At 68.4% G+C, this 19210-nt stretch carries 19 protein-coding genes; 7 read left to right on the plus strand and 12 right to left on the minus strand.

Going from position 1 to position 19210, the window contains the following annotated elements:
• The 4 genes from C6I20_RS08420 to C6I20_RS08435 are packed head-to-tail and all read left to right on the plus strand — an operon-like array spanning position 1 to position 2001.
• Entirely contained in the window at positions 1 to 501 is a 501-nt protein-coding gene (locus C6I20_RS08420; protein ID WP_162891227.1) for a hypothetical protein, read from the plus strand.
• Positions 498 to 1031, plus strand: coding sequence for a GNAT family N-acetyltransferase (locus C6I20_RS08425; protein WP_118395554.1), 534 nt, complete (start codon positions 498 to 500; stop codon positions 1029 to 1031). The genes C6I20_RS08420 and C6I20_RS08425 overlap by 4 nt, the downstream gene beginning before the upstream one ends.
• Positions 1028 to 1699, plus strand: a complete 672-nt coding sequence (locus tag C6I20_RS08430) for an AzlC family ABC transporter permease (protein ID WP_118395555.1) — start codon at positions 1028 to 1030, stop codon at positions 1697 to 1699. The genes C6I20_RS08425 and C6I20_RS08430 overlap by 4 nt, the downstream gene beginning before the upstream one ends.
• Positions 1696 to 2001 (plus strand): AzlD domain-containing protein, encoded by a 306-nt coding sequence (locus C6I20_RS08435; protein ID WP_118395556.1) that lies wholly within the window; start codon positions 1696 to 1698, stop codon positions 1999 to 2001. Before C6I20_RS08430 ends, C6I20_RS08435 begins: the two co-directional genes overlap by 4 nt.
• Here the strand turns inward: C6I20_RS08435 and dapB are convergent.
• Together dapB and kynU are read right to left on the minus strand one after the other, a co-directional pair.
• The gene (gene dapB, locus C6I20_RS08440) at positions 1992 to 2756 is read right to left on the minus strand and encodes a 4-hydroxy-tetrahydrodipicolinate reductase (protein WP_118395557.1); all 765 of its coding nucleotides are present in this window, start codon (positions 2754 to 2756) and stop codon (positions 1992 to 1994) included. The genes C6I20_RS08435 and dapB overlap by 10 nt on opposite strands.
• A 10-nt stretch (positions 2757 to 2766) precedes the next feature.
• On the minus strand, positions 2767 to 3966 hold the full coding sequence (kynU, locus tag C6I20_RS08445; protein WP_118395558.1) for a kynureninase: 1200 nt from the start codon (positions 3964 to 3966) through the stop codon (positions 2767 to 2769).
• A 40-nt stretch (positions 3967 to 4006) separates the two neighbouring features.
• Here kynU and C6I20_RS08450 point away from each other — a divergent pair, with 40 nt between their 5' ends.
• A complete protein-coding gene (locus tag C6I20_RS08450) occupies positions 4007 to 5845 on the plus strand; it encodes a neutral/alkaline non-lysosomal ceramidase N-terminal domain-containing protein (protein WP_118395559.1) in 1839 nt (612 codons plus the stop codon).
• Between the two features lie 63 nt (positions 5846 to 5908).
• On the opposite strand, the gene C6I20_RS08455 is transcribed toward C6I20_RS08450, so the two are convergent.
• Together C6I20_RS08455 and rpsO are read right to left on the minus strand one after the other, a co-directional pair.
• Positions 5909 to 8128, minus strand: coding sequence for a polyribonucleotide nucleotidyltransferase (locus C6I20_RS08455; protein ID WP_118395560.1), 2220 nt, complete (start codon positions 8126 to 8128; stop codon positions 5909 to 5911).
• 231 nt (positions 8129 to 8359) lie between these two features.
• A complete protein-coding gene (rpsO, locus tag C6I20_RS08460; RefSeq protein WP_118395561.1) occupies positions 8360 to 8650 on the minus strand; it encodes a 30S ribosomal protein S15 in 291 nt (96 codons plus the stop codon).
• Positions 8651 to 8808: 158 nt separating this feature from the next.
• Here rpsO and C6I20_RS08465 point away from each other — a divergent pair, with 158 nt between their 5' ends.
• Both C6I20_RS08465 and C6I20_RS08470 read left to right on the plus strand, forming a co-directional pair.
• A complete protein-coding gene (locus C6I20_RS08465; RefSeq protein ID WP_118395562.1) occupies positions 8809 to 9666 on the plus strand; it encodes an SGNH/GDSL hydrolase family protein in 858 nt (285 codons plus the stop codon).
• Positions 9667 to 9698: 32 nt separating this feature from the next.
• A complete protein-coding gene (locus C6I20_RS08470) occupies positions 9699 to 10595 on the plus strand; it encodes an SGNH/GDSL hydrolase family protein (protein ID WP_162891228.1) in 897 nt (298 codons plus the stop codon).
• Here the strand turns inward: C6I20_RS08470 and C6I20_RS08475 are convergent.
• The 8 genes from C6I20_RS08475 to rimP all read right to left on the minus strand — a co-directional run bounded on the left by C6I20_RS08475 (position 10592) and on the right by rimP (position 19137).
• The gene (locus tag C6I20_RS08475) at positions 10592 to 11518 is read right to left on the minus strand and encodes a bifunctional riboflavin kinase/FAD synthetase (RefSeq protein WP_118395564.1); all 927 of its coding nucleotides are present in this window, start codon (positions 11516 to 11518) and stop codon (positions 10592 to 10594) included. The two genes, C6I20_RS08470 and C6I20_RS08475, sit on opposite strands and share 4 nt — an antisense overlap.
• A 31-nt stretch (positions 11519 to 11549) precedes the next feature.
• Complete coding sequence (locus C6I20_RS08480) at positions 11550 to 12794, minus strand: phosphatidylserine/phosphatidylglycerophosphate/cardiolipin synthase family protein (RefSeq protein ID WP_118395565.1); 1245 nt, start codon at positions 12792 to 12794, stop codon at positions 11550 to 11552.
• A gap of 106 nt (positions 12795 to 12900) precedes the next feature.
• Positions 12901 to 13818: a tRNA pseudouridine(55) synthase TruB gene (gene truB, locus C6I20_RS08485; RefSeq protein WP_118395566.1), complete on the minus strand. Its 918-nt coding sequence runs from the start codon at positions 13816 to 13818 to the stop codon at positions 12901 to 12903.
• Positions 13811 to 14251, minus strand: a complete 441-nt coding sequence (gene rbfA, locus C6I20_RS08490) for a 30S ribosome-binding factor RbfA (protein ID WP_118395567.1) — start codon at positions 14249 to 14251, stop codon at positions 13811 to 13813. Before rbfA ends, truB begins: the two co-directional genes overlap by 8 nt.
• 102 nt (positions 14252 to 14353) lie before the next feature.
• A complete protein-coding gene (infB, locus tag C6I20_RS08495) occupies positions 14354 to 17179 on the minus strand; it encodes a translation initiation factor IF-2 (protein WP_118395568.1) in 2826 nt (941 codons plus the stop codon).
• A gap of 140 nt (positions 17180 to 17319) precedes the next feature.
• Positions 17320 to 17712 carry a YlxR family protein gene (locus C6I20_RS08500; RefSeq protein WP_371682629.1) on the minus strand — a complete coding sequence of 131 codons (393 nt, stop codon included), beginning with the start codon at positions 17710 to 17712 and terminating at the stop codon, positions 17320 to 17322.
• Positions 17630 to 18685 (minus strand): transcription termination factor NusA, encoded by a 1056-nt coding sequence (gene nusA, locus C6I20_RS08505; RefSeq protein ID WP_118395570.1) that lies wholly within the window; start codon positions 18683 to 18685, stop codon positions 17630 to 17632. Before nusA ends, C6I20_RS08500 begins: the two co-directional genes overlap by 83 nt.
• Entirely contained in the window at positions 18685 to 19137 is a 453-nt protein-coding gene (gene rimP / locus C6I20_RS08510) for a ribosome maturation factor RimP (protein ID WP_216822838.1), read from the minus strand. Before rimP ends, nusA begins: the two co-directional genes overlap by 1 nt.
• Between the last annotated feature and the right edge of the window lie 73 nt (positions 19138 to 19210).

A 19210-nucleotide genomic window follows, 5' to 3' on the forward strand; every position in this document is an offset into this window, starting at 1 on the left:
ATGCCGAGTGCTGAGTACGATGCCAACCCCCGGGAGATCCGCAACTTCTCGTTGCTGCAGGTCGGGCTCACCGGCGGCTTCTTCGTGCTGCTGTTCTTCATGCTCGGCGGGTCGGACGCGGACTACCCGCCAATCTGGCTCGCTGTGCTGCTCGTCGTCCTGATCGGCGTCGGCGCATTCTTCGCCGAACGGGTGTGGCTGTCCGCGTCGCCACTGTCGCCCGAGGCCGATCCGCGCGACGTCCGCGGGGAGGCGATCGGTGTGTTCGCGGGGCAGACCGTTCGCAAGCTCGCGTACTGCGAGGCACCGCTGCTCTTCGCGGTGCTCGTGGCCTTCGTCGGCGACTTCGGCGGGTGGCCGTTGGTCATCGCCGGCTTCCCGGGACTGGCGGTGCTGGCCTGGGAGACCTGGCCCGGACTGCGCAACACCTCGATGACCGCAGCGATGCTCGATTCGCAAGGTGCCGAGTCGCACCTCGTCGAAAGCTTCCTCGAAGCATGAGCGCCGATGTCAGCGCACGTCTCGCCTGGCCCGACGACGGTGCCGCGATCGCCCGGGTCCAGCTCGCCAGCTGGCGAGCCACCTATCAGGACCTGATCCCGGCCGAGACCCTCGACGCACTCGACCCGGACGAGATCGCACAGCGGTGGGCCGCCACTGTCAGCACGCCGAAGGAGGCCCGCATGCGGGTGCTCGTGGCCCTCGAGCGAGCGAACCTCCGCGGATTCGCCCTCGTCCACCCGTGCTACGACCCCGACAGCGACCAGATCGCCGATGGAGAGGTCGGTGAGTTCGTGATCGACCCCGACCACCAGCGTGTGGGTCACGGATCGCGGCTCCTGCAGGCTGCGATCGACACCCTCGCGGCCGACAAGTTCACCCGGGCGCTGTGGTGGGTCGACTCGACCGACGACGTCCTGCGCTCCTTCGTCACCGAGTCCGGCTGGGAGGCCGACGGCGCACACCGAGAGCTGGCCGCTGAGACCGGTGGCTCGCTCAAGCAGATTCGGCTGCACACCACGATCGGATGACGACAGACCGCTCGGTCGTCATCGACTCGCTCGGAGTCGGGCTGGCGACCGGCGTGTACGGCGTCTCGTTCGGGACGATCTCGACGGCCTCGGGGCTCAGCATCATGCAGACCTGCGCGCTCTCGCTGCTGGTCTTCACGGGCGCCTCGCAGTTCGCGTTCATCGGGATCATCGCCTCGGGCGGCAACCCCATCACCGGAGCGCTCACCGCAGTGCTGCTCGGCAGTCGAAACATGTTCTACGGGCTGAGCCTGGCCCGGCTCCTGGACCTCGGCGGTCGACAACGGCTCGCATCGGCCCACATCGTGATCGACGAGTCGACTGCGATGGCCGCCAGTCGACCCACCCGCCGGCAGGCGAGGCTCGGCTTCTACTGGACCGGGATCTCGATCTTCATCCTGTGGAACCTGACAACCTTCCTGGGCGCTCTTGCCGGCCAGGCGATCGGGCAGCCCGAGACGTACGGGCTGGACGCCGCCGTCGGTGCCGCATTCCTTGGCCTGCTGTGGTCCCGCCTGACGTCTTGGCACGCCCGGACCGTCGCAGTGTTCGGCGCAGCCGTCGCACTGGGACTCGTGCCGCTCACGGCCGCGGGTCTGCCGATCATCCTGGGTGGCGGAGCGGCCGTCGTGCTCGGCATGGTGTGGCGTCCCCGGAGTCGCGCGTGAGCTCGGTGTGGGTCGGGATCGTCATCATGGTCGTGGGATGCTTCGCATTGAAGTACGCCGGCCTGTCGGTGCCAGAGCGGGTGCTCGACCATCCCTCGACGAAGCGGGCCGCCGATCTGATCCCCGTGGCCCTGTTGGGTGCGTTGATCGCGGTCCAGGTCGTCGCCGACGGCGACGCCCTGCGCATCGATGCGCGTCTGCTGGGCCTCGTCGTGGCTGCGGTCCTGCTGGCGTTGCGGGTGCCGTTCCTGCCGATGGTCTTCGCAGCCGCCCTGGTCGCGGCGCTCGCCCGTCAGCTCTGAGTGGACCCGGAGTCCTCACCGAGGATCGCGTCGAGGCCCACCGTGACGCCCGGACGTCCCGTCACCGCGCGCACGGCTGCCACAACTCCGGGCATGAACGACGAGCGGTCGATCGAGTCGTGGCGGATCGAGAAGATCTCGCCGGCACCGCCGAACAGCACTTCCTGCGAGGCCGTGAAGCCCCTGGCGCGTACGGCGTGCACCGGGATGCCGGCGACCTTCGCCCCCCTGGCTCCGGTCGGATCCGTCGTGGTGGCATCGGGCAGCGCCGGCGAGCCCGCGGCATCACGTGCCGCCGCGATCATCTCGGCGGTGCGCGTCGCGGTGCCCGACGGCGCGTCGACCTTGTTGGGGTGGTGCATCTCGATGACCTCGACCGACTCGAAGTACGGCGCGGCGGCGGCGGCGAAACGCATCATCAGCACCGCGCCGATCGAGAAGTTGGGAACAACCAGGACGCCCGTCGCTGGCTCGTCGCCGAGCAGCGCGCGCACCTCGGCGATCTTGGTCTCGTCGAAGCCCGACGTGCCAACCACCACGTCGATGCCGTGCCGGATGCACCACGCCACGTTGTCGAGCGCGACGCCGGGCTGGGTGAAGTCGAGCGCGACCTCGGCGCCGGACTCGGCCAGCAGGTCGAGCGAGTCGTCGACGTCGATCTCCGCGACGACCTCGAGCCCGTCCGTGGCATGGAGCGCACGGACCGACTCCGAACCCATTCGACCCTTGGCACCCAGCACCGCGACACGTGTCATGCCGGTCAGCCTATCGGCGTGGCCCGGCCAGCTCGACCAGGACGGCGACGCCTGCGGCCGCCTCGGCGAACGACGTCGCGAGCGGCGACAGACCCAGCCGGATCAGATCAGGCTCACGGAAGTCCGGCACGACTCCCTGCTGGGTCATCTCCACGCTGACGCGGCGGGCGTCCGGGTGACGCACCGTGACGTGGCTTCCCCGCAGAGCGGGCTCGCGCGGGGTCACGATCTCCATCCCGGCCTCGTCGAGAAGCTCCACGACGTACGCCGTGAGCTGCTCGGACTTGCGTCTGATCGCCGCCAGACCAGCCTCGGCGACGAGGCGGACGCCCTCCTGGACCGCCAGGATGCCCGGGACCGACGGAGTGCCGCTCAACATCTTCCTGATCGAGGGCGCGGCCTCGTAGGTTTCGGACATCGCGAACAGGTCTGCCGCGCTCCACCACCCCGCGATCGGTTGACTGCTCGCGGCCAGGTGTCGTGCCGCGACGTACATGAACGCCGGCGCTCCGGGACCACCGTTGAGGTACTTGTACGTGCAGCCGACCGCGAAGTCGACCGAGTCGCGGTCCAGCTCGATCGGCACGACTCCCACGGAGTGGCACAGGTCCCAGATCACGACCGCCCCCGCAGCGTGGATCCGGGTGGTGAGCGCCGGCAGGTCCAGCAGCGTGCCCGACCGGTAGTCGACCTGGCTCAGGACGACCACGGCCGTGCGATCGCTCAACGCGCCGCCCAGCAACTCCACCGTCACGTTCTCGACCAGATCGGGCTCGAGCCAACGGACCGTCATGCCGCGCGACGCGGCGACCGACTCCACCAGATAGCGGTCGGTGGGGAAGTTGGTCGCATCAATCAGGATCTCGTCGCGATCAGGACGCACTCCCGCCGCGGCGTGCAGCAGCTTGTAGATGTTGACCGACGTCGAGTCCGCGATGACCGTTTGGCCGGCTGCCGCTCCGAGCAGAGCGGCCCCCAGCTCGTCACCGACCGTCACGGGCAGCGCGACCCACGACTCCTCCCAGCCGCGGATCAGCCGCCCGCCCCACTCCTCGCGCACGAAGCTCGCCAACCGGTCGGCCGTCGCCGCAGGCAGTCGTCCGAGGGAGTTTCCGTCAAGGTACGCGACGAGATCGTCGTCGATCAGGAAGCGTTCGCGGAACCCTGCCAGCGGGTCGGCACGGTCCAGGACGTCAGAGGGTGTGGCCATCGGGTGATGCTCTCATGGATCACGCGGTACGTTGACGCCCATGTCGAACCTGTCTCAGCTCCGTGTCGGTCGTGGTGTGGCCGACATCACCGGCGAGCCCTGGGGCGCGGGGATGATGGGCTACGGCATGCCGGAGCAGCGCACCGAGGGCATCCTGACCCGTCAGTACGCCCGGGCGTTCGTGTTCGACGATGGCGCGCAGCAGGTGGTCCTGGTCGTCGCGGACATCGCGATGTTCTTCCAGGCCACGACCGCCGCGGTGCTCGAGCGGCTCGCCGAGGTGCACGGCGAGACGCTCTCCGCCACCAACGTCGTCCTGACCGCAACGCACACGCATTGCGGGCCCGGCGGCCACGGCCACCACTTGCTCTACAACATCACGACCGGAGGATTCCACCGGCGGACGTTCGACCGCATCGTGTCAGGCGTCGTGCAGGCGATCTCGCGGGCGGTGGACGATCTCGCCCCCTCGACGCTCGTGCTCAACCGCGGCGAGCTCACCACGGCCAGCGCCAACCGCAGCCAGTCGGCGTTCGACCGCGACCCGGACGATGACCGGGCCCACTTCCCGGGCTCGGTCGATCCCATGACGACTCTCCTGCGGATCGAGCGGGACGACACGTTGGTCGGTGCGATCAACTGGTTCGCGGTGCACAACACATCGATGACCAATCGCAACCGGCTGATCAGCTCGGACAACAAGGGCTGGGCTGCGTACGCGTGGGAGAGCGAGGGCGCTGCGCCCCGCACCGCCGAGGCGGCACTGGTCACGGCCTTCGCGCAGACCAATGCGGGCGACATCTCCCCCAACCTGGACCTCAAGCCCGGCACAGGCCCAACTGATGACGAGCGTGAGAACACCCGGATCATCGCGGAGCGGCAGCTCGCCGCGGCCCGCGATCTGGCGGCCGAGGGTGGCGAGGTCCTCGAGCCGGTCGTCGACGCCCGGCTCGTCCACCTCGACATGGCCCGGCAGGTCACGCCGCACGGCCGCACCAGCCCCGGCATCCTGGGCGCAAGCTTCGCGGCCGGCAAGCTGACCGACGGGCCGGGTTCACCGCTGTTCGACGAGGGCAAGAACAACCCGTTCTTCGACCGGATCAGTCGCCGGCTCTACCGCAGGTCCCCCGCGCTCGCCGCGAGCCAGGCACCCAAGGACCTGGCGATCCCGGTGGGCCTGATGCGTTGGGCCCAGGACCGTTTCCCGGTGCAGATCGTGCGCATCGGCAGCCTGTACCTGGTGTGCCTCCCGTTCGAGGTCACGATCGTGTCGGGGCTGCGCATCCGCCGCCGGGTCGCCGAGGTCCTCGGTACCGACCTGGACCACGTGTTGTGCCAGGGATATGCCAACGGATTCGGGCACTACGTCACGACGCCCGAGGAGTACGCAGTCCAGCGGTACGAGGGTGGCAGCACGATCTTCGGCCGGCACGAGCTCGACGCGTTGATCGGCGCCGCCGTGGGGCTGGCCGAAGCGATGAGTGACGGCACCCCCGTGGAGTCCGGCGAGCCGCCGCGGCCGCACCGCCTGCGAGTCCCCTCCCCCATGGGACACCCCGTCCTGGAGCGCCAGCAGCCCATCACGGTGCTCGATGCGCCCGCGTCAGTCGCCGGAGGTCAGATCGCGACCGTGCGATTCGCCGCCGACCACCCCAATGCCGAGATCCGCCCGACGTACCTGCTCGTCGAACGGTTGACCCACGACGTGTGGTTTCCGGTCGCCGACGACAGCTCGCTGACCACGACGATCCGGTGGCATCGTGACCGGCGGCTCCACTGGACCGCAACCGTCACGTGGGAGACCACGGAGCCCGGGACCTACCGGGTGACGTATCTCGGTCGCGCCACCGCGACGACCGAGCCGTTCACGGTCGACTGAGCCGGCGGGGAACGCAGAAGGGCCCGGCCGCCGAGGCGACCGGACCCTTCTCAGACCATGTGGTCAGGCGTTGGCAGGCTCCTCGGCGGGAGCAGGCTCGCCCTTGTCCTCGACGACCGGGATCAGCGAGAGCTTGCCGCGATCGCCGAGCTCGGCGATCTCGACCTGAATCTTCTGACCGACCGAGACGACGTCCTCGACGTTGTTGACCCGCTGGCCACCGTTGAGGTCACGGAGCTTGCTGATGTGCAGCAACCCGTCGCGACCCGGTGACAGCGACACGAACGCGCCGAAGTCGACAACCTTGACGACCGTACCGAGGTAGCGCTCGCCGACCTCGGGCATCGTCGGGTTGGCGATCGCGTTGATCGCATCCCGAGCAGCCTCGGCAGCCTCACCACTCTCGGCGCCGACGTAGACCGTGCCATCGTCCTCGAGGGAGATGTTGGCGCCGGTCTCGTCCTGGATCTGGTTGATGATCTTGCCCTTCGGGCCGATGACCTCACCGATCTTGTCCACGGGGATCTTGATCGTGATGATCCGCGGGGCGTAGGGGCTCATCTCGTCGGGCTCGTCGATGGCCTCGGCCATGACGTCGAGGATCGCGACACGAGCACCATAGGCCTGCGTCAGCGCGCCGGCCAGGATGTCGGCCGGAATGCCGTCGAGCTTGGTGTCCAGCTGAAGCGCCGTGACGAACTCGCGGGTGCCGGCGACCTTGAAGTCCATGTCGCCGAAGGCGTCCTCGGCTCCCAGGATGTCGGTCAGCGTGACGAACGTCTGCTTGCCGTCGACCTCACCGGAGATCAGACCCATCGCGATGCCGGCGACCGGCGCGCGCAGCGGCACACCGGCGTTGAGCAGGCCCAGCGTCGAGGCGCAGACCGAGCCCATCGACGTCGAGCCGTTGGAGCTCAGCGCCTCAGACACCTGACGGATCGCGTACGGGAACTCCTCGCGCGTCGGCAGGACCGGGAGCAGCGCGCGGCCCGCGAGGGCGCCGTGACCGATCTCGCGGCGCTTGGGCGAACCGACCCGGCCGGTCTCACCGGTCGAGTAGGGCGGGAAGTTGTAGTTGTGCATGTAGCGGCGCGACGTCTCCGGGGAGAGCGTGTCGAGCTTCTGCTCCAGGCCCAGCATGTTGAGCGTCGTGATGCCCATGATCTGGGTCTCGCCACGCTGGAACAGGGCCGAGCCGTGCACACGCGGGACGATGCCGACCTCGGCGCTGAGCGCACGGATGTCCGCGAGACCGCGGCCATCGATGCGGACGTGGTCGCGCAGGACGCGATCGCGGACGACGGCCTTGGTGACCGCGCGGACTGCCGCGCCGATCTCCTTCTCGCGTCCCTCGAACTGCGCGCCGAGCTTGTCGACGACGTCAGCCTTGATCTCGGACTCACGCTCTTCGCGGTCGGCCTTGCTGACGATCGTCAGCGACTGCGCCAGGTCGGCCTTGGCAGCGGACTCGACAGCGGTGTAGACGTCGTCCTCGAAGTCGAGGAAGATCGGGAAGTCGCGGACCGGCTTGGCCGAAGCGCTCGCGAGCTCCATCTGGGCCTCGCACAGCTGCTTGATGAAGACCTTGGCAGCCTCGAGGCCACCGGCGACGACCTCTTCGGTCGGCGCCTGGACACCGCTCTGGACGAGGTCCCAGGTCGACTCGGTCGACTCGGCCTCGACCATCATGATGGCGACGTCGTCACCGGCGATGCGGCCGGCGACGACCATGTCGAAGACGGCGTTCTCGAGCTGGCTGTGCGTCGGGAAGCCGACCCACTGACCATCGATCAGGGCGACGCGAGTGGCGCCGATCGGACCAGTGAACGGCAGACCCGAGATCTGCGTCGACGCGGAGGCCGCGTTGATCGCCAGGACGTCGTACGGGGTGTCAGGGTTGAGCGCCAAGACCGTGATGACGACCTGGACCTCGTTGCGCAGACCCTTCTTGAAGGTCGGGCGCAGCGGGCGGTCGATCAGACGGCAGGTGAGGATCGCGTCTTCGCTGGGGCGACCTTCACGACGGAAGAACGAGCCCGGGATGCGACCCGCGGCGTACATGCGCTCCTCGACGTCGATCGTCAGCGGGAAGAAGTCGAAGTGGTCCTTGGGGTGCTTGCCAGCCGTGGTGGCCGACAGCAGCATCGTGTCGTCGTCGAGGAACGCAGAGACCGAACCTGCGGCCTGCTGGGCGAGGACGCCCGTCTCGAAGCGGATCGTGCGGGTGCCGAAGCTGCCGTTGTCGATGACTGTTTCGGCGGTGTGAAGTGTGGATTCCGACATGGAAGTCCCTTCCGCAGGCGTGTGCCTGCCTGTTGGGACGAGAGTCCGATCAGGCGGTGAAACCTTGCCGGTCTTCGATCGAGGCCTGCGGGGAGTCCGTCTTGCCTGGATTCTCCCGAGGGCCACTACCGAGGACCGAGCACGTCGGCCTGGGGACTCTCGTCATGGGTGGTGCGGTGTGCAGTTGTGGGAGAGGCGGCCACTTCACGGGAAGTGACCGCCTCAGGCGTTCTAGCGGCGCAGGCCGAGACGCTCGATGAGCGAGCGGTAGCGCTCGATGTCGGTGTTCTGCAGGTAGTTGAGCAGACGACGACGCTGTCCGACCAGGAGCAGCAGTCCGCGACGGCTGTGGTGGTCGTGCTTGTGGTCCTGCAGGTGTCCGGTCAGGTGCGAGATGCGACCGGTCAGCAGGGCGATCTGGACCTCAGGAGATCCGGTGTCGCCTTCGCTGAGTGCATACTGCTTGATGATCTCGTCCTTGGACTGGCCCGCAACTGTGGGCGCAGCAGTCTTCTTCGACACTTTTCTCCTCTGAGGGTTTGTTGCACGGCGCGCCCGGGCTTGTCCACCGGGGCACTATCGATCCGTGGCCGATCACACGGCACTCTTCAGACTATCAGCGCCGGTCGTGACGGGGCGAATCGCCCTTGCAGCCCGCTCGGGATGTCTATCCTCGGGTCATGGCACCCCGACTTGGCGTGGCGTCCCTCCTGGTCGTCCTCTCGCTCACCGGCTGCCAGGCCTCCAGCGAGGACGGACTCACTGTCGGCAGTGTCAGGTCGTACGTCGCGATGGGCGACTCGTTCGTCAGCGGACCCGGCATCCTTCCGCACGACCCTGACGGTGGAGCGTGTCTGCGCTCCGACCGTGACTACCCGAGCCTGCTCGCCAAGGAACTGCGGGTCGCTGAGTTCACCGACGTGAGCTGTGGTGGCGCGACGACCGATCACCTCATCGGCCCGGCGCAGACTGCCTCCGGACTGCTCCCCGCACAGCTCGACGCACTCTCCGCGGACACCACCCTGGTCACCGTGGGGATTGGCGGCAACGACGGAAACTTCTACGAGGGGTTGTTCAACAGCTGTGTCTTTCCGGCGTACAGGACCGACAGTGGGTGCACCTACTTCGCGGAGACCCAGTCCGAGTCGATCCTCGCCACCACCAAGACGAAGGTGACCCGAGCACTGCAGGCGATCCAGGAGGCGGCACCGCGGGCCAAGGTCGTCCTGGTCGGCTACCTGCGGATCGTGCCCGACTCGGGAGCATGCGAGTCGATGACGATGGGTGCGGAGCAGATCGCGGAGGCTGCATCAGTGACTCGTGACGTCGACAGGATGCAGCGAGATGCCGCCCGTGATGCCGGCATGACGTACATCTCGCTGCGCGCCCTGTCCGCGGGGCACGACGCCTGCGCGGGAGATGCGGCGTGGGTCAACGGGCTGACCAGCACCGCTACCGATGGGATCTACCTGCACCCGCGCTCGGCGGGCATGCGGGCGGCGGCTGCGCACCTGGCCGATCGGCTGACGTCGCGCTGATCGTCTCACCGCCGTCGACCTAGGCTGGCGTCATGCCCTCAGCGCGAACACCGAGCCGCGCCGTCGTGAGCGCGCTCGCCGCAGTCCTGGTGCTGTCGGGGTGCGCCGGTGGGGCAGCCTCCCGACCGGCCAGTGCGTCTGCAACCGCCACACCGTCCCCCACCGCGACCGCTGCTGCTGTTCCTTCGGTCGGTTCGTACGTGGCGCTGGGTGACTCCTTCACCAGCGGGCCGGGGCTCGCGAACCTGCGGGACGACTCGGGCTTCTGCCTGCGTTCGGACCACAACTGGCCGACCCTGCTGGCCACCACGCTCGGCGCGACGCGGTTCGCGGATGTCAGCTGCGCCGGCGCGGAGACCCACGACATCGGCCAGCCGGCGTCCGGGCTGACCGGCGCCCCACCCCAGATTGCCGCGGTTTCACGCGACACCGATCTGGTCACCCTCGGGATCGGCGGCAACGACAGCGGGCTGTTCGCCTCGCTGATTGCGGCCTGCACGCGCGACGACAGCACCTGCGGGTCGTACGCCCGCGACACGGTTCCGTCGATCCTCGACCAGACCGTCCCCGCCGTCGTGGACGCCTTGCAGGACATCACCGCGGCCGCCCCGGACGCCACCGTCGTCCTCGTGGGCTACCTGCGGATCATGCCGGAGTCCGGTACCTGCCGGTCGATCGGCATCTCCGCGGCGGATGCCTCCGCGCTGGTCAGGGCGGAGGAAGCGCTCGACGGCGCGCTCCAGCTCGCCGCACGCGACGCGGGAGTCGACTTCGTGTCGCTTCGGGCCGCTTCTCGCGGTCATGACGCGTGCGCCGGCGCCGAGGCCTGGACCAACGGGGCCGCGCCTGCGGACCGCGATGGCATCGCGTTCCATCCCCGGCTGGCCGGGATGCGCGCCGTCGCCCGGACGGTCGCCGCGACGCTCTAGAGGTCGAGAACGCTGCGCGTCTGCGCGACGTCGTGGTGCATCTGTGCCACCAGCGGGTCGATGCCCTCGTACGCCACCATGTCCCGCAACCGGTCGACGAGCTCGACCCAAATCGCCTCGCCGTAGAGCTCGAGGTCGGTGCGGTCCAGGACGTACGACTCGACGCGGCGCTGCACACCCTCGAACGTGGGGTTGGTGCCGATCGAGATCGCCGCCGGCAGCCGCTCGCCGTCGCTGCGGACGACCCAGCCGGCGTACACGCCGTCCGGTGGCACGGCATAGGCCTCGTCGACCGGCACGTTGGCGGTCGGGAAGCCAAGCTCGCGACCGCGCTGGTCTCCCTTGACGACGATGCCCGAGACCTCGTGGGGCCGGCCGAGCACGGCGGCGGCTTCCCGCAGCCGCCCGTCGGCGACCAGTGCGCGGACGAGGGTCGAGGAATAGGGCTCCGCTCCACCGTCGAGGGCCAGCCCGTCGACCGTGAACCCGGCCCGCTCCCCCGCCTCACGCAGGAACGAGGTGTCGCCCTGGGCGCGGCGTCCGAACCGGAAGTTGTCACCCACCGCAACGAGCGAGGCACGCAGCTGCTCGACCAGGACCCGGTCGACGAACTCCTGCGGGCTCCACGCAGCCATCTCGTGGGTGAAGTCCAGGATCCGCACCTCGTCGGCGCCGGCGGCCCGCAGCAGCTCGACGCGTCGCTCTATCGTCGTGAGCCGCGTCGGGGCGTGATCGGGTGCGACGACGGCCAACGGATGTGGCACGAAGGTCACCGCGATGACCGGCAGGTCGCCGGCGAGCTGACGGGTGCGCGCGAGCACATGCTGGTGACCGCGGTGGACGCCGTCGAAGTTGCCCACCGTGACGGCCGACGGTTCGGTGCGGGGAGCCGTGGCTGCGCCTCGGAAGTCACGCCAGATCATCACGGGAAAACTGTGCCACACGCCGTTGAGGTCACAGCAGCGGTCCCAATGGCTTGAGGATCCACTCGTACACCCGGGCGGTCACGGGGCGACGCATCCACTCGTCGAGGTTGAGCCGCTCGGACTTCTCGCAGTCGTTGTCGAACACTGCCCGCATGCCGGCGGCCAGGCCCGGATCGAGGATCTCCAGATTGATCTCGTAGTTTCCCATCAGACTCAGCCGGTCAATGTTGGCTGTGCCGATCGTGGTCCACTCGTCGTCGATCGTTGCGGTCTTGGCATGCACCATGTGCCCGGTGTAGCGGTGAATCTCGACCCCGCCACGCAGCAGCCGGCCGTAGAACCCCCCGGACAGCCAGTCGGTCACGACGTGATTGGACACCTTCGGCACCAGGATGCGCACTCGCACGCCTCGCCGCCGCGCGTCGAGCAGCCCGCGCAGGATGTCGTGGTCGGGGATGAAGTAGGCCGCCGTGATGTCGATGCTGGTCTGCGCGCGATCGATCGCCTCGAGATACATCCCTCGGATCGGGTACATGAGCTGCCGCGGGACGTTGCGGTGGGCCCGGATCTGCGGGTACCAACCGGCGCGGCCAAGCTGCTCGAGCCGGTCGCCTCGCCGTTTGGGATGCATGTTCCAGAAGTCGATGAACGCGTTGTCCAGGTCCCAGACCGCCGGGCCCTCGATCTTGAGGTGCGTGTCCCGCCACTCCGTCGCGTACGCCGAGCCGATGTTGTAGCCACCTACGAAGGCCGCGGAGTCGTCGATCACCAGGATCTTGCGGTGGTCGCGGCCCAGCTGGCGCGGGCTGAGGAACCGCCACCCCTTCGTGAAGAACGGGTACGGCAGCACCTGCACGGGGCTCGGGAACGCCAGGAAGCTCGGGCGGACGACGAGGTTCGCGAACCGGTCGAAGATCACGTGCACCTCGACGCCGCGCTGCGCGGCCTCGACGAGGGCGGTCTTGAACCGCTGGCCCATCGCATCGCCCTTGATGATGTACGTCTCCAGCAGGATGCGTCGCTTGGCTCCTGCGATCGCCTCGAGCATGTCCTCGAACAGCACCTCGCCGTACGTGTACGTCGTCGCGGTGCTGCCGTCACCGATCGCGTGCGACACCGGCTGGGCGGGTGCGAGCTGCTCGACGTGGCGCCCACGGACGAGCTTGCGGATCTTGGTCGCGGTCATCAACGACGCGATCACGGCGGCCTGCGCCGCGATCATCGCGAGCAGACTTTTTCGAAGGATTCGTCGGGTCGACAGGCGAAGGCTCATGGTGCTGTCACCTTAGCGAGTCCCCACCCTCCCGCTGAGCCTGACGTTTTTGCTCGGTACTGACGGCGATTCGCCGCAGACACGTCAGGCTCAGCGGGGAAGGGAGTCAGACGAAGACCGCGACGGGCTTGGCGTCGGGACCGCGCTGCTCGTAGAGGGCCAGAAACTCTCCGGTCGCAGTGAAAAGTGCCACGACACCTACGGCACACAGGTCGGTGTCGGGCAGCGACCGGCCGAAGCGCACGTCACGGGTCTGGTCCTCGTCGAGCTCGTACGACGTGAAACTCGCCCGGGCCACGTCGTCCAGACCCGCAACCACGAGGTCCTGCTCGAGCTGTTCAAGCGTGTGGGCATCGTCGAGCGAGAAGGCGCCGACACGAGTCCGCCGCAGCATCGTCAGGTGACCGCCCACGCCGAGGTCGGCGCCGACGTCACGGGCCAGGGCACGAACGTAGGTGCCGCTCGTGCACACGACCCGGACGTCGATGTCCACGAACTCGCCCTCGACCCGCAAGGCCTGCAGGTCGAAGACCGACACCGTGACGGGTCGAGCAGCCAGGACAACCTCGTCGCCCGATCGCACCCGCGCGTACGACCGCACGCCGTCGACCTTGATCGCAGAGACCGACGAGGGCACCTGCTGAATGTCTCCGGTGTACGCCGGGAGCACGGCCCGCACGGCCGCTTCGTCGAGGTGAGCCGCGGGTGCGGACGACACGACATCGCCCTCGGCGTCGTCGGTCACGGTCGCCTGACCGAGCCGAATTGTGGCGAGGTATTCCTTGTCGGCCAGCGTCAGGTGACCCAGCAGGCGGGTCGCCCGGTTGACTCCGAGCACCAGAACCCCGGTGGCCATGGGGTCGAGCGTGCCCGAGTGGCCGACCTTGCGGGTGCCGGCCAACCGCCGCATGCGCCCGACGACGTCGTGCGAGGTCCAGCCAGCGGGCTTGTCGACGATGACCAGCCCGTTGTGTGCCCGCTCCCGGCCGTTGCCCGTCCCAGGAACCGTCTCCGGCTCAGTCATCGAGCTCGTCGTCGTCTTCCGGCTTCTTCTTGTACGGATCGGCCTCGCCGGCGTAGGTTGCCCCGGCCGAGCGCGAGGCGACGTCCTCGTCAGAGGCCTTGACCTTGGCGAGCAGGTCCTCGATCTCCTTGGCGGTCTCGGGAACCGCGTCGAGGAAGAACTGGATCGACGGCGTGATCCGGGTGCCGAGCTGCTTGCCGACCTCCGAACGGATCAGTCCCGTGGCGCTGCGCAGCGCGGCGGCCGTCTCGGCCCGCGCGGTCTCGTCACCCATGACGGTGTAGAAGACCGATGCCTGCTGACCGTCGCCGGTCATGCGTACGTCGGTGATCGTCACGAAGCCGAGCCTCGGGTCCTTGACCCGGCGCTCGAGCATCTGCGCGACGATGACCTTGATCCGGTCGCCGACCTTGTGGATGCGGGGTCCGGCCATGATGTTTCTCCTCTGTTCTTGCTGAAGTACGTTTCTTGCTGAAATACGTTCCGGCCCGAGCCCAGGAGGCTCGGGCCGGAACATGGTTCCACGTGCTGCCAATCAGGCGCGAGGCTTCTCGCGCATCTCGAACGTCTCGATCGTGTCGCCGACCTTGATGTCGTTGTAGCCCTTGAGCACGAGACCGCACTCGAAGCCCTCACGCACCTCGGACACATCGTCCTTCTCGCGGCGCAGGCTGCCGAAGTCGAGGTTGTCCGCGACCACGGAGCCATCGCGAAGCAGACGTGCCTTCGCGTTGCGCTTGATGACACCGCTGGTGACCATGCAACCGGCGATGTTGCCGATCTTGCTGGAGCGGAAGATGTCGCGAATCTCGGCGGTGCCGAGCTGCGCCTCTTCGAACTCCGGCTTGAGCAGGCCCTTGAGCGATGCCTCGATCTCCTCGATCGCGTTGTAGATGACCGAGTAGTACTTGATCTCGACACCTTCGCGATCGGCCAGCTCCGTCGCCTTGCCCTGCGGGCGGACGTTGAAGCCGATGATCACGGCGTTGGACGCCGCGGCCAGCATGACGTTGGTCTCGGTGATCGCACCGACACCGCGGTCAATGACCCGGAGTGCGACCTCCTCGCCGACGTCGATCTGAGCCAGTGCATCCTCGAGCGCCTCGACCGAACCGGAACCGTCACCCTTGAGGATGAGCAGCAACTCGTCGGCCTCGCCCTTCTCCATTGAGGACATGAAGTCCTCGAGCGTACGACGACCCGTGCGCTGTGCCAGGAGGGCGTTGCGCTCGCGCGCCTCGCGCTTCTCGGCAATCTGGCGCGCCAGCCGGTCGTCGGAGACGACCATGAAGTTGTCGCCCGCACCGGGAACAGCGGTCAGACCCAGCACGAGTGCCGGACGCGACGGAGTTGCTTCCTCGATGTTCTCGCCGTGCTCGTCGAGCATGGCGCGGACGCGGCCGAAGGCCGGACCGGCGACGATCGAGTCGCCGACCTTGAGAGTGCCTCGGTGGACGAGGACCGTCGCAACCGGACCGCGACCACGGTCGAGGTGCGCCTCGATGACGAGGCCCTCGGCGTTCTGGTCGGGGTTGGCGCGCAGGTCGAGCGAGGCATCCGCCGTGAGGACGACCGCCTCGAGCAGCTCGTCCAGACCCGTGCCAGCCTTGGCCGACACGTCGACGAACATCGTGTCTCCGCCGTACTCCTCGGGCACGAGTCCGTACTCGGCCAGCTGTCCGCGGGCCTTGACCGGGTCGGCGTCAGGCTTGTCGACCTTGTTGACCGCGACCACGATCGGGACACCGGCGGCCTTGGCGTGGTTGAGCGCCTCGACCGTCTGCGGCATCACGCCGTCGTCGGCCGCGACCACCAGGATCGCGATGTCGGTCGCCTGCGCACCGCGGGCACGCATGGCGGTGAACGCCTCGTGGCCCGGTGTGTCGATCAGGGTGATGCGACGGTCCGTGCCGTCGACGACCGTCGCGACCTGGTAGGCGCCGATGGTCTGCGTGATGCCACCGGCCTCCTTGTCCACGACATTGCTGCTGCGCAAAGCGTCGAGGAGCTTGGTCTTTCCGTGGTCGACGTGACCCATGACCGTGACGACGGGCGGGCGTGGGGCCAGATCGGCCTCATCGCCCTCGTCTTCACCGAACTCGATGTCGAACGACTCGAGCAGCTCGCGGTCCTCGTCCTCCGGGGAGATGACCTCAACCTTGTAGTTGAGCTCCTCGCCCAGCAGCAGGAGGGTCTCGTCGTTGGCCGACTGGGTGGCCGTGACGATCTCACCGAGGTGGAACAGCACCTCGACGAGCGATGCGGCGTCTCCGCCGATCTTCTCGGCGAAGTCACTCAGCGAGGAACCGCGGGTCAGGCGTACCGACTCGCCGTTGCCCTTGCGGACGCGCACGCCGCCAATGGCGGGCGCCTGCATCTGGTCGAATTCCTGACGCTTCGCGCGCTTGCTCTTGCGTCCACGTCGGACCGGTCCACCGGCGCGACCGAACGCACCCTGCGTACCTCCGCGAGTGTTGCGACCGCCGGGTCCACCGGAGCGCGGAGGACCGCTGAAGCCGCCACCGGGCGCACCGCGACCGGGAGCACCGCCGCCAGGACGACCGGCGAAACCGCCGCCACCGGCACCGGGAGCGCCACGACCGGGCGCACCGCCGGGTCCACCGCGACCGGGAGCACCGCCGCCAGGACGACCCGGCGCACCACGACCCGCCGAAGGACCGGAGAGGCCCGACTGGCGCGGCATCATGGCCGGGTTGGGACGAGGCATGCCGCCAGCGGCAGGAGGAGCTCCGTCAGCACGAGCGGCCGGCGGGCGAGGGGCCCGCTGCATGCCCTGCGTGGATGAGAACGGGTTGTTGCCGGGACGAGCACCGGGTGCCTTGGGACCAGGACGCGGGCCCGGAGTGGCCGCCGGCGGAGCCGTGGACTCCGCTGCCGCGGCCGGAGCCTCGACCTCGGGTGCCGCCGCAGGTGCGGGGGCCGGGGCCTCCGCGACGGGAGCAGGCTCAGGCACGGGTGCGGCCTTGGGGACACGCGGACCAGGCATGGGACCGGTCGGGCGCGCCGGTGCCGCCGGTGCGGCGGGGGCAGCTTCGGCTGCCGGAGCAGCCTCGGCGGGCGCAGCGGGGGCGGCTTCGGCTGCCGGAGCAGCCGATGCCGATGCCGGAGCGGGAACGGCTGCCTCGGCGGGTGCGTCCTTCTTGGGCGCAGCCTTGGCGGCCTTCTTGGCGCCCTGCGCGCGCAGGGCTTCACCGTGCACCTCGTTGAGGCGACGGACGACGGGGGCTTCTACGGTCGAGGAGGCCGACTTCACGTACTCACCCATGTCTTTCAGGGTGGACAGGACGACCTTGCTCTCAACGCCGAACTCGCGTGCGAGTTCGTGGACTCTTACAGCCACTCTTCTCCTTCTGGGGGGTCCGACCCTGAAGGAGGATCAGACCACTAGTTGACGGACGTGCTCATTGCGAAGTACTCATCGGGTTTCCATGAGCGAGTGCTCCGATTCGTGTCGGGGAACGCACCGTGCGTTCCTTGTGGTCAAGCTGATGGACCCGGGCGCTCGATCAGCGCCACCAGGGCGTCGAGGTCAAGCGGCCCTTCGGTTCGAAGGGCCCTACCGAACGCCTTGCGGCGGACGGCAAGCTCCAGGCACCGGGTCGTGGGGTGCAGGTGCGCCCCTCGTCCCGGCAGCGTCCCGCACTGATCAGGTGTCACGACAACTGTCGTGGGCCCCTGAACTGCAACGATACGCACCAGAGTGGTCTTGTCCGCACGATGCCTGCAACCGATGCACGTCCGGACGACCTCGGCCAGTCTACCCGTTTCGCGAAGCGACTGCGCCATCGGTTCAGCTGCCGTCGCCGCGGGGGGCCTCGGTGTCGGAGCGGATGTCGATGCGCCAACCGGTGAGCTTGGCTGCGAGCCGGGCATTCTGGCCCTCCTTGCCGATCGCCAGCGAGAGCTGGAAGTCGGGTACGACGACGCGCGCCGAGCGTGTTGCGGGGTCGACCAGCGTCACGCTCTTGACCTGGGACGGTGACAGCGCGTGCGCGATGAACTCGGCCGGGTCGTCGCTGTAGTCGACGATGTCGATCTTCTCGCCATGCAGCTCGTGCATGACGTTGCGGACGCGCTGACCCATGGGCCCGATGCACGATCCCTTCGCATTGACGCCGGGCACATTGGCACGAACCGCGATCTTGCTGCGGTGGCCCGCCTCACGGGCGATCGCGATGATCTCGACGGAGCCGTCGGCGATCTCGGGCGCCTCGAGGGCGAACAGCAGCTTGACCAGGTTGGGGTGCGTTCGGGAGATCTTGACCCGCGGGCCACGCATACCCTTCTCGACCTCGTAGACGTACGCCTTGAGACGCTCACCGTGGGCGTACTTCTCCTCGGGCACGCGTTCCGAGGCGATCAGGACCGCCTCGATGCGCCCAAGGTCGAGCATGACGTCGCCGGGGTTGCGGCCCTGCTGGATGACTCCCGAGACGATGTCGCCGACCTTGCCGGCGAACTCGCCGTACTTGGACTCGTCCTCGGCGTCGCGGATGCGCTGCATGATGAGCTGGCGCGCGATCGTCGCGGCGAACCGGCCGAAGTCATCGGGGGTGTCGTCGAACTCCGCCGTGAACTGCGGCACCGGTCTCGGCGCGGGCTCGGCGGGGGCCTCTGCCGACTCGTCCACCTCGGCGGCCTCGGGTGTCGGCACCTCGAGACGCTCCTTGGCCCACACCGTGACGTGCCCGCTCTTGCGGTCGAGCTCGACCCGTGCGTGTGAGTGGTCGCCGCCGTTCTTGTGGTACGCGGACAGCAGCGCCGTCTCGATGGCCTCGACGACCACATCGAGAGAGATGTCCTTCTCGTGCTCCAGGGCGCGCAGTGCGGCCATGTCGATGTCCATCAGGCGTCCTTCCGGTTGAGCTCGATCTGTACGAGCGCGTTGGCAATCTGGTCGTACGTGAACCGCTGGTTCGCGGTGCGGCCCTGGATCTCGACCCCGGCGTCGTCGCTGTCGCCGATGCGACCATCGATCGACGAGTCGTCGCCGAGGCGCAGGCGCACGAGCCGACCGGCGTTGCGACGCCAGTGCCGCGGCTCGGTCAGGGGTCGGTCGACACCGCGCGAGGTGACCTCGAGCGTGTAGGGCTGTGGACCCATGACGTCGGAGGCGTCCAGCGCCTCCGAGAGCGCCCGAGTGGCATCGATGATGTGATCGATCCCGACTCCGCCGTCGCGGTCGACCGCGATGCAGAGCACCCGCTTGTTGCCCGCGGGGGTCAGGTCGATGGCCTCGAGATCCAGCTCGAGCGCCGACACAGTTTGGTCCACGAGGGTTGCCAACCGTTCGTCCATGGCTCGTCCTCCGTGTTCTGTTGTCGGCACCGGCATCAGTGTCGAGCACAGCCTACCGAACCATCGGCGCTCC

The sequence above is a fragment of the Aeromicrobium sp. A1-2 genome, from assembly GCF_003443875.1.
Classification (GTDB): Bacteria; Actinomycetota; Actinomycetes; order Propionibacteriales; family Nocardioidaceae; genus Aeromicrobium.

Bases quoted from the DNA above. Each gene is read 5' to 3' on its own strand.
- kynU (WP_118395558.1), bottom strand. From the start codon at position 3,966: ATGGCCACACCCTCTGACGTCCTGGACCGTGCCGACCCGCTGGCAGGG.
- C6I20_RS08430 (WP_118395555.1), top strand. From the start codon at position 1,028: ATGACGACAGACCGCTCGGTCGTCATCGACTCGCTCGGAGTCGGGCTG.
- dapB (WP_118395557.1), bottom strand. From the start codon at position 2,756: ATGACACGTGTCGCGGTGCTGGGTGCCAAGGGTCGAATGGGTTCGGAG.
- C6I20_RS08465 (WP_118395562.1), top strand. From the start codon at position 8,809: ATGGCACCCCGACTTGGCGTGGCGTCCCTCCTGGTCGTCCTCTCGCTC.
- C6I20_RS08480 (WP_118395565.1), bottom strand. From the start codon at position 12,794: ATGAGCCTTCGCCTGTCGACCCGACGAATCCTTCGAAAAAGTCTGCTC.
- rimP (WP_216822838.1), bottom strand. From the start codon at position 19,137: ATGGACGAACGGTTGGCAACCCTCGTGGACCAAACTGTGTCGGCGCTC.
- C6I20_RS08500 (WP_371682629.1), bottom strand. From the start codon at position 17,712: ATGCCCGGCTCGCAGCCAAGCTCACCGGTTGGCGCATCGACATCCGCT.
- C6I20_RS08455 (WP_118395560.1), bottom strand. From the start codon at position 8,128: ATGTCGGAATCCACACTTCACACCGCCGAAACAGTCATCGACAACGGC.
- truB (WP_118395566.1), bottom strand. From the start codon at position 13,818: ATGACTGAGCCGGAGACGGTTCCTGGGACGGGCAACGGCCGGGAGCGG.
- C6I20_RS08470 (WP_162891228.1), top strand. From the start codon at position 9,699: ATGCCCTCAGCGCGAACACCGAGCCGCGCCGTCGTGAGCGCGCTCGCC.
- C6I20_RS08425 (WP_118395554.1), top strand. From the start codon at position 498: ATGAGCGCCGATGTCAGCGCACGTCTCGCCTGGCCCGACGACGGTGCC.
- C6I20_RS08420 (WP_162891227.1), top strand. From the start codon at position 1: ATGCCGAGTGCTGAGTACGATGCCAACCCCCGGGAGATCCGCAACTTC.
- C6I20_RS08475 (WP_118395564.1), bottom strand. From the start codon at position 11,518: ATGATCTGGCGTGACTTCCGAGGCGCAGCCACGGCTCCCCGCACCGAA.
- rbfA (WP_118395567.1), bottom strand. From the start codon at position 14,251: ATGGCCGGACCCCGCATCCACAAGGTCGGCGACCGGATCAAGGTCATC.
- C6I20_RS08450 (WP_118395559.1), top strand. From the start codon at position 4,007: ATGTCGAACCTGTCTCAGCTCCGTGTCGGTCGTGGTGTGGCCGACATC.
- nusA (WP_118395570.1), bottom strand. From the start codon at position 18,685: ATGGACATCGACATGGCCGCACTGCGCGCCCTGGAGCACGAGAAGGAC.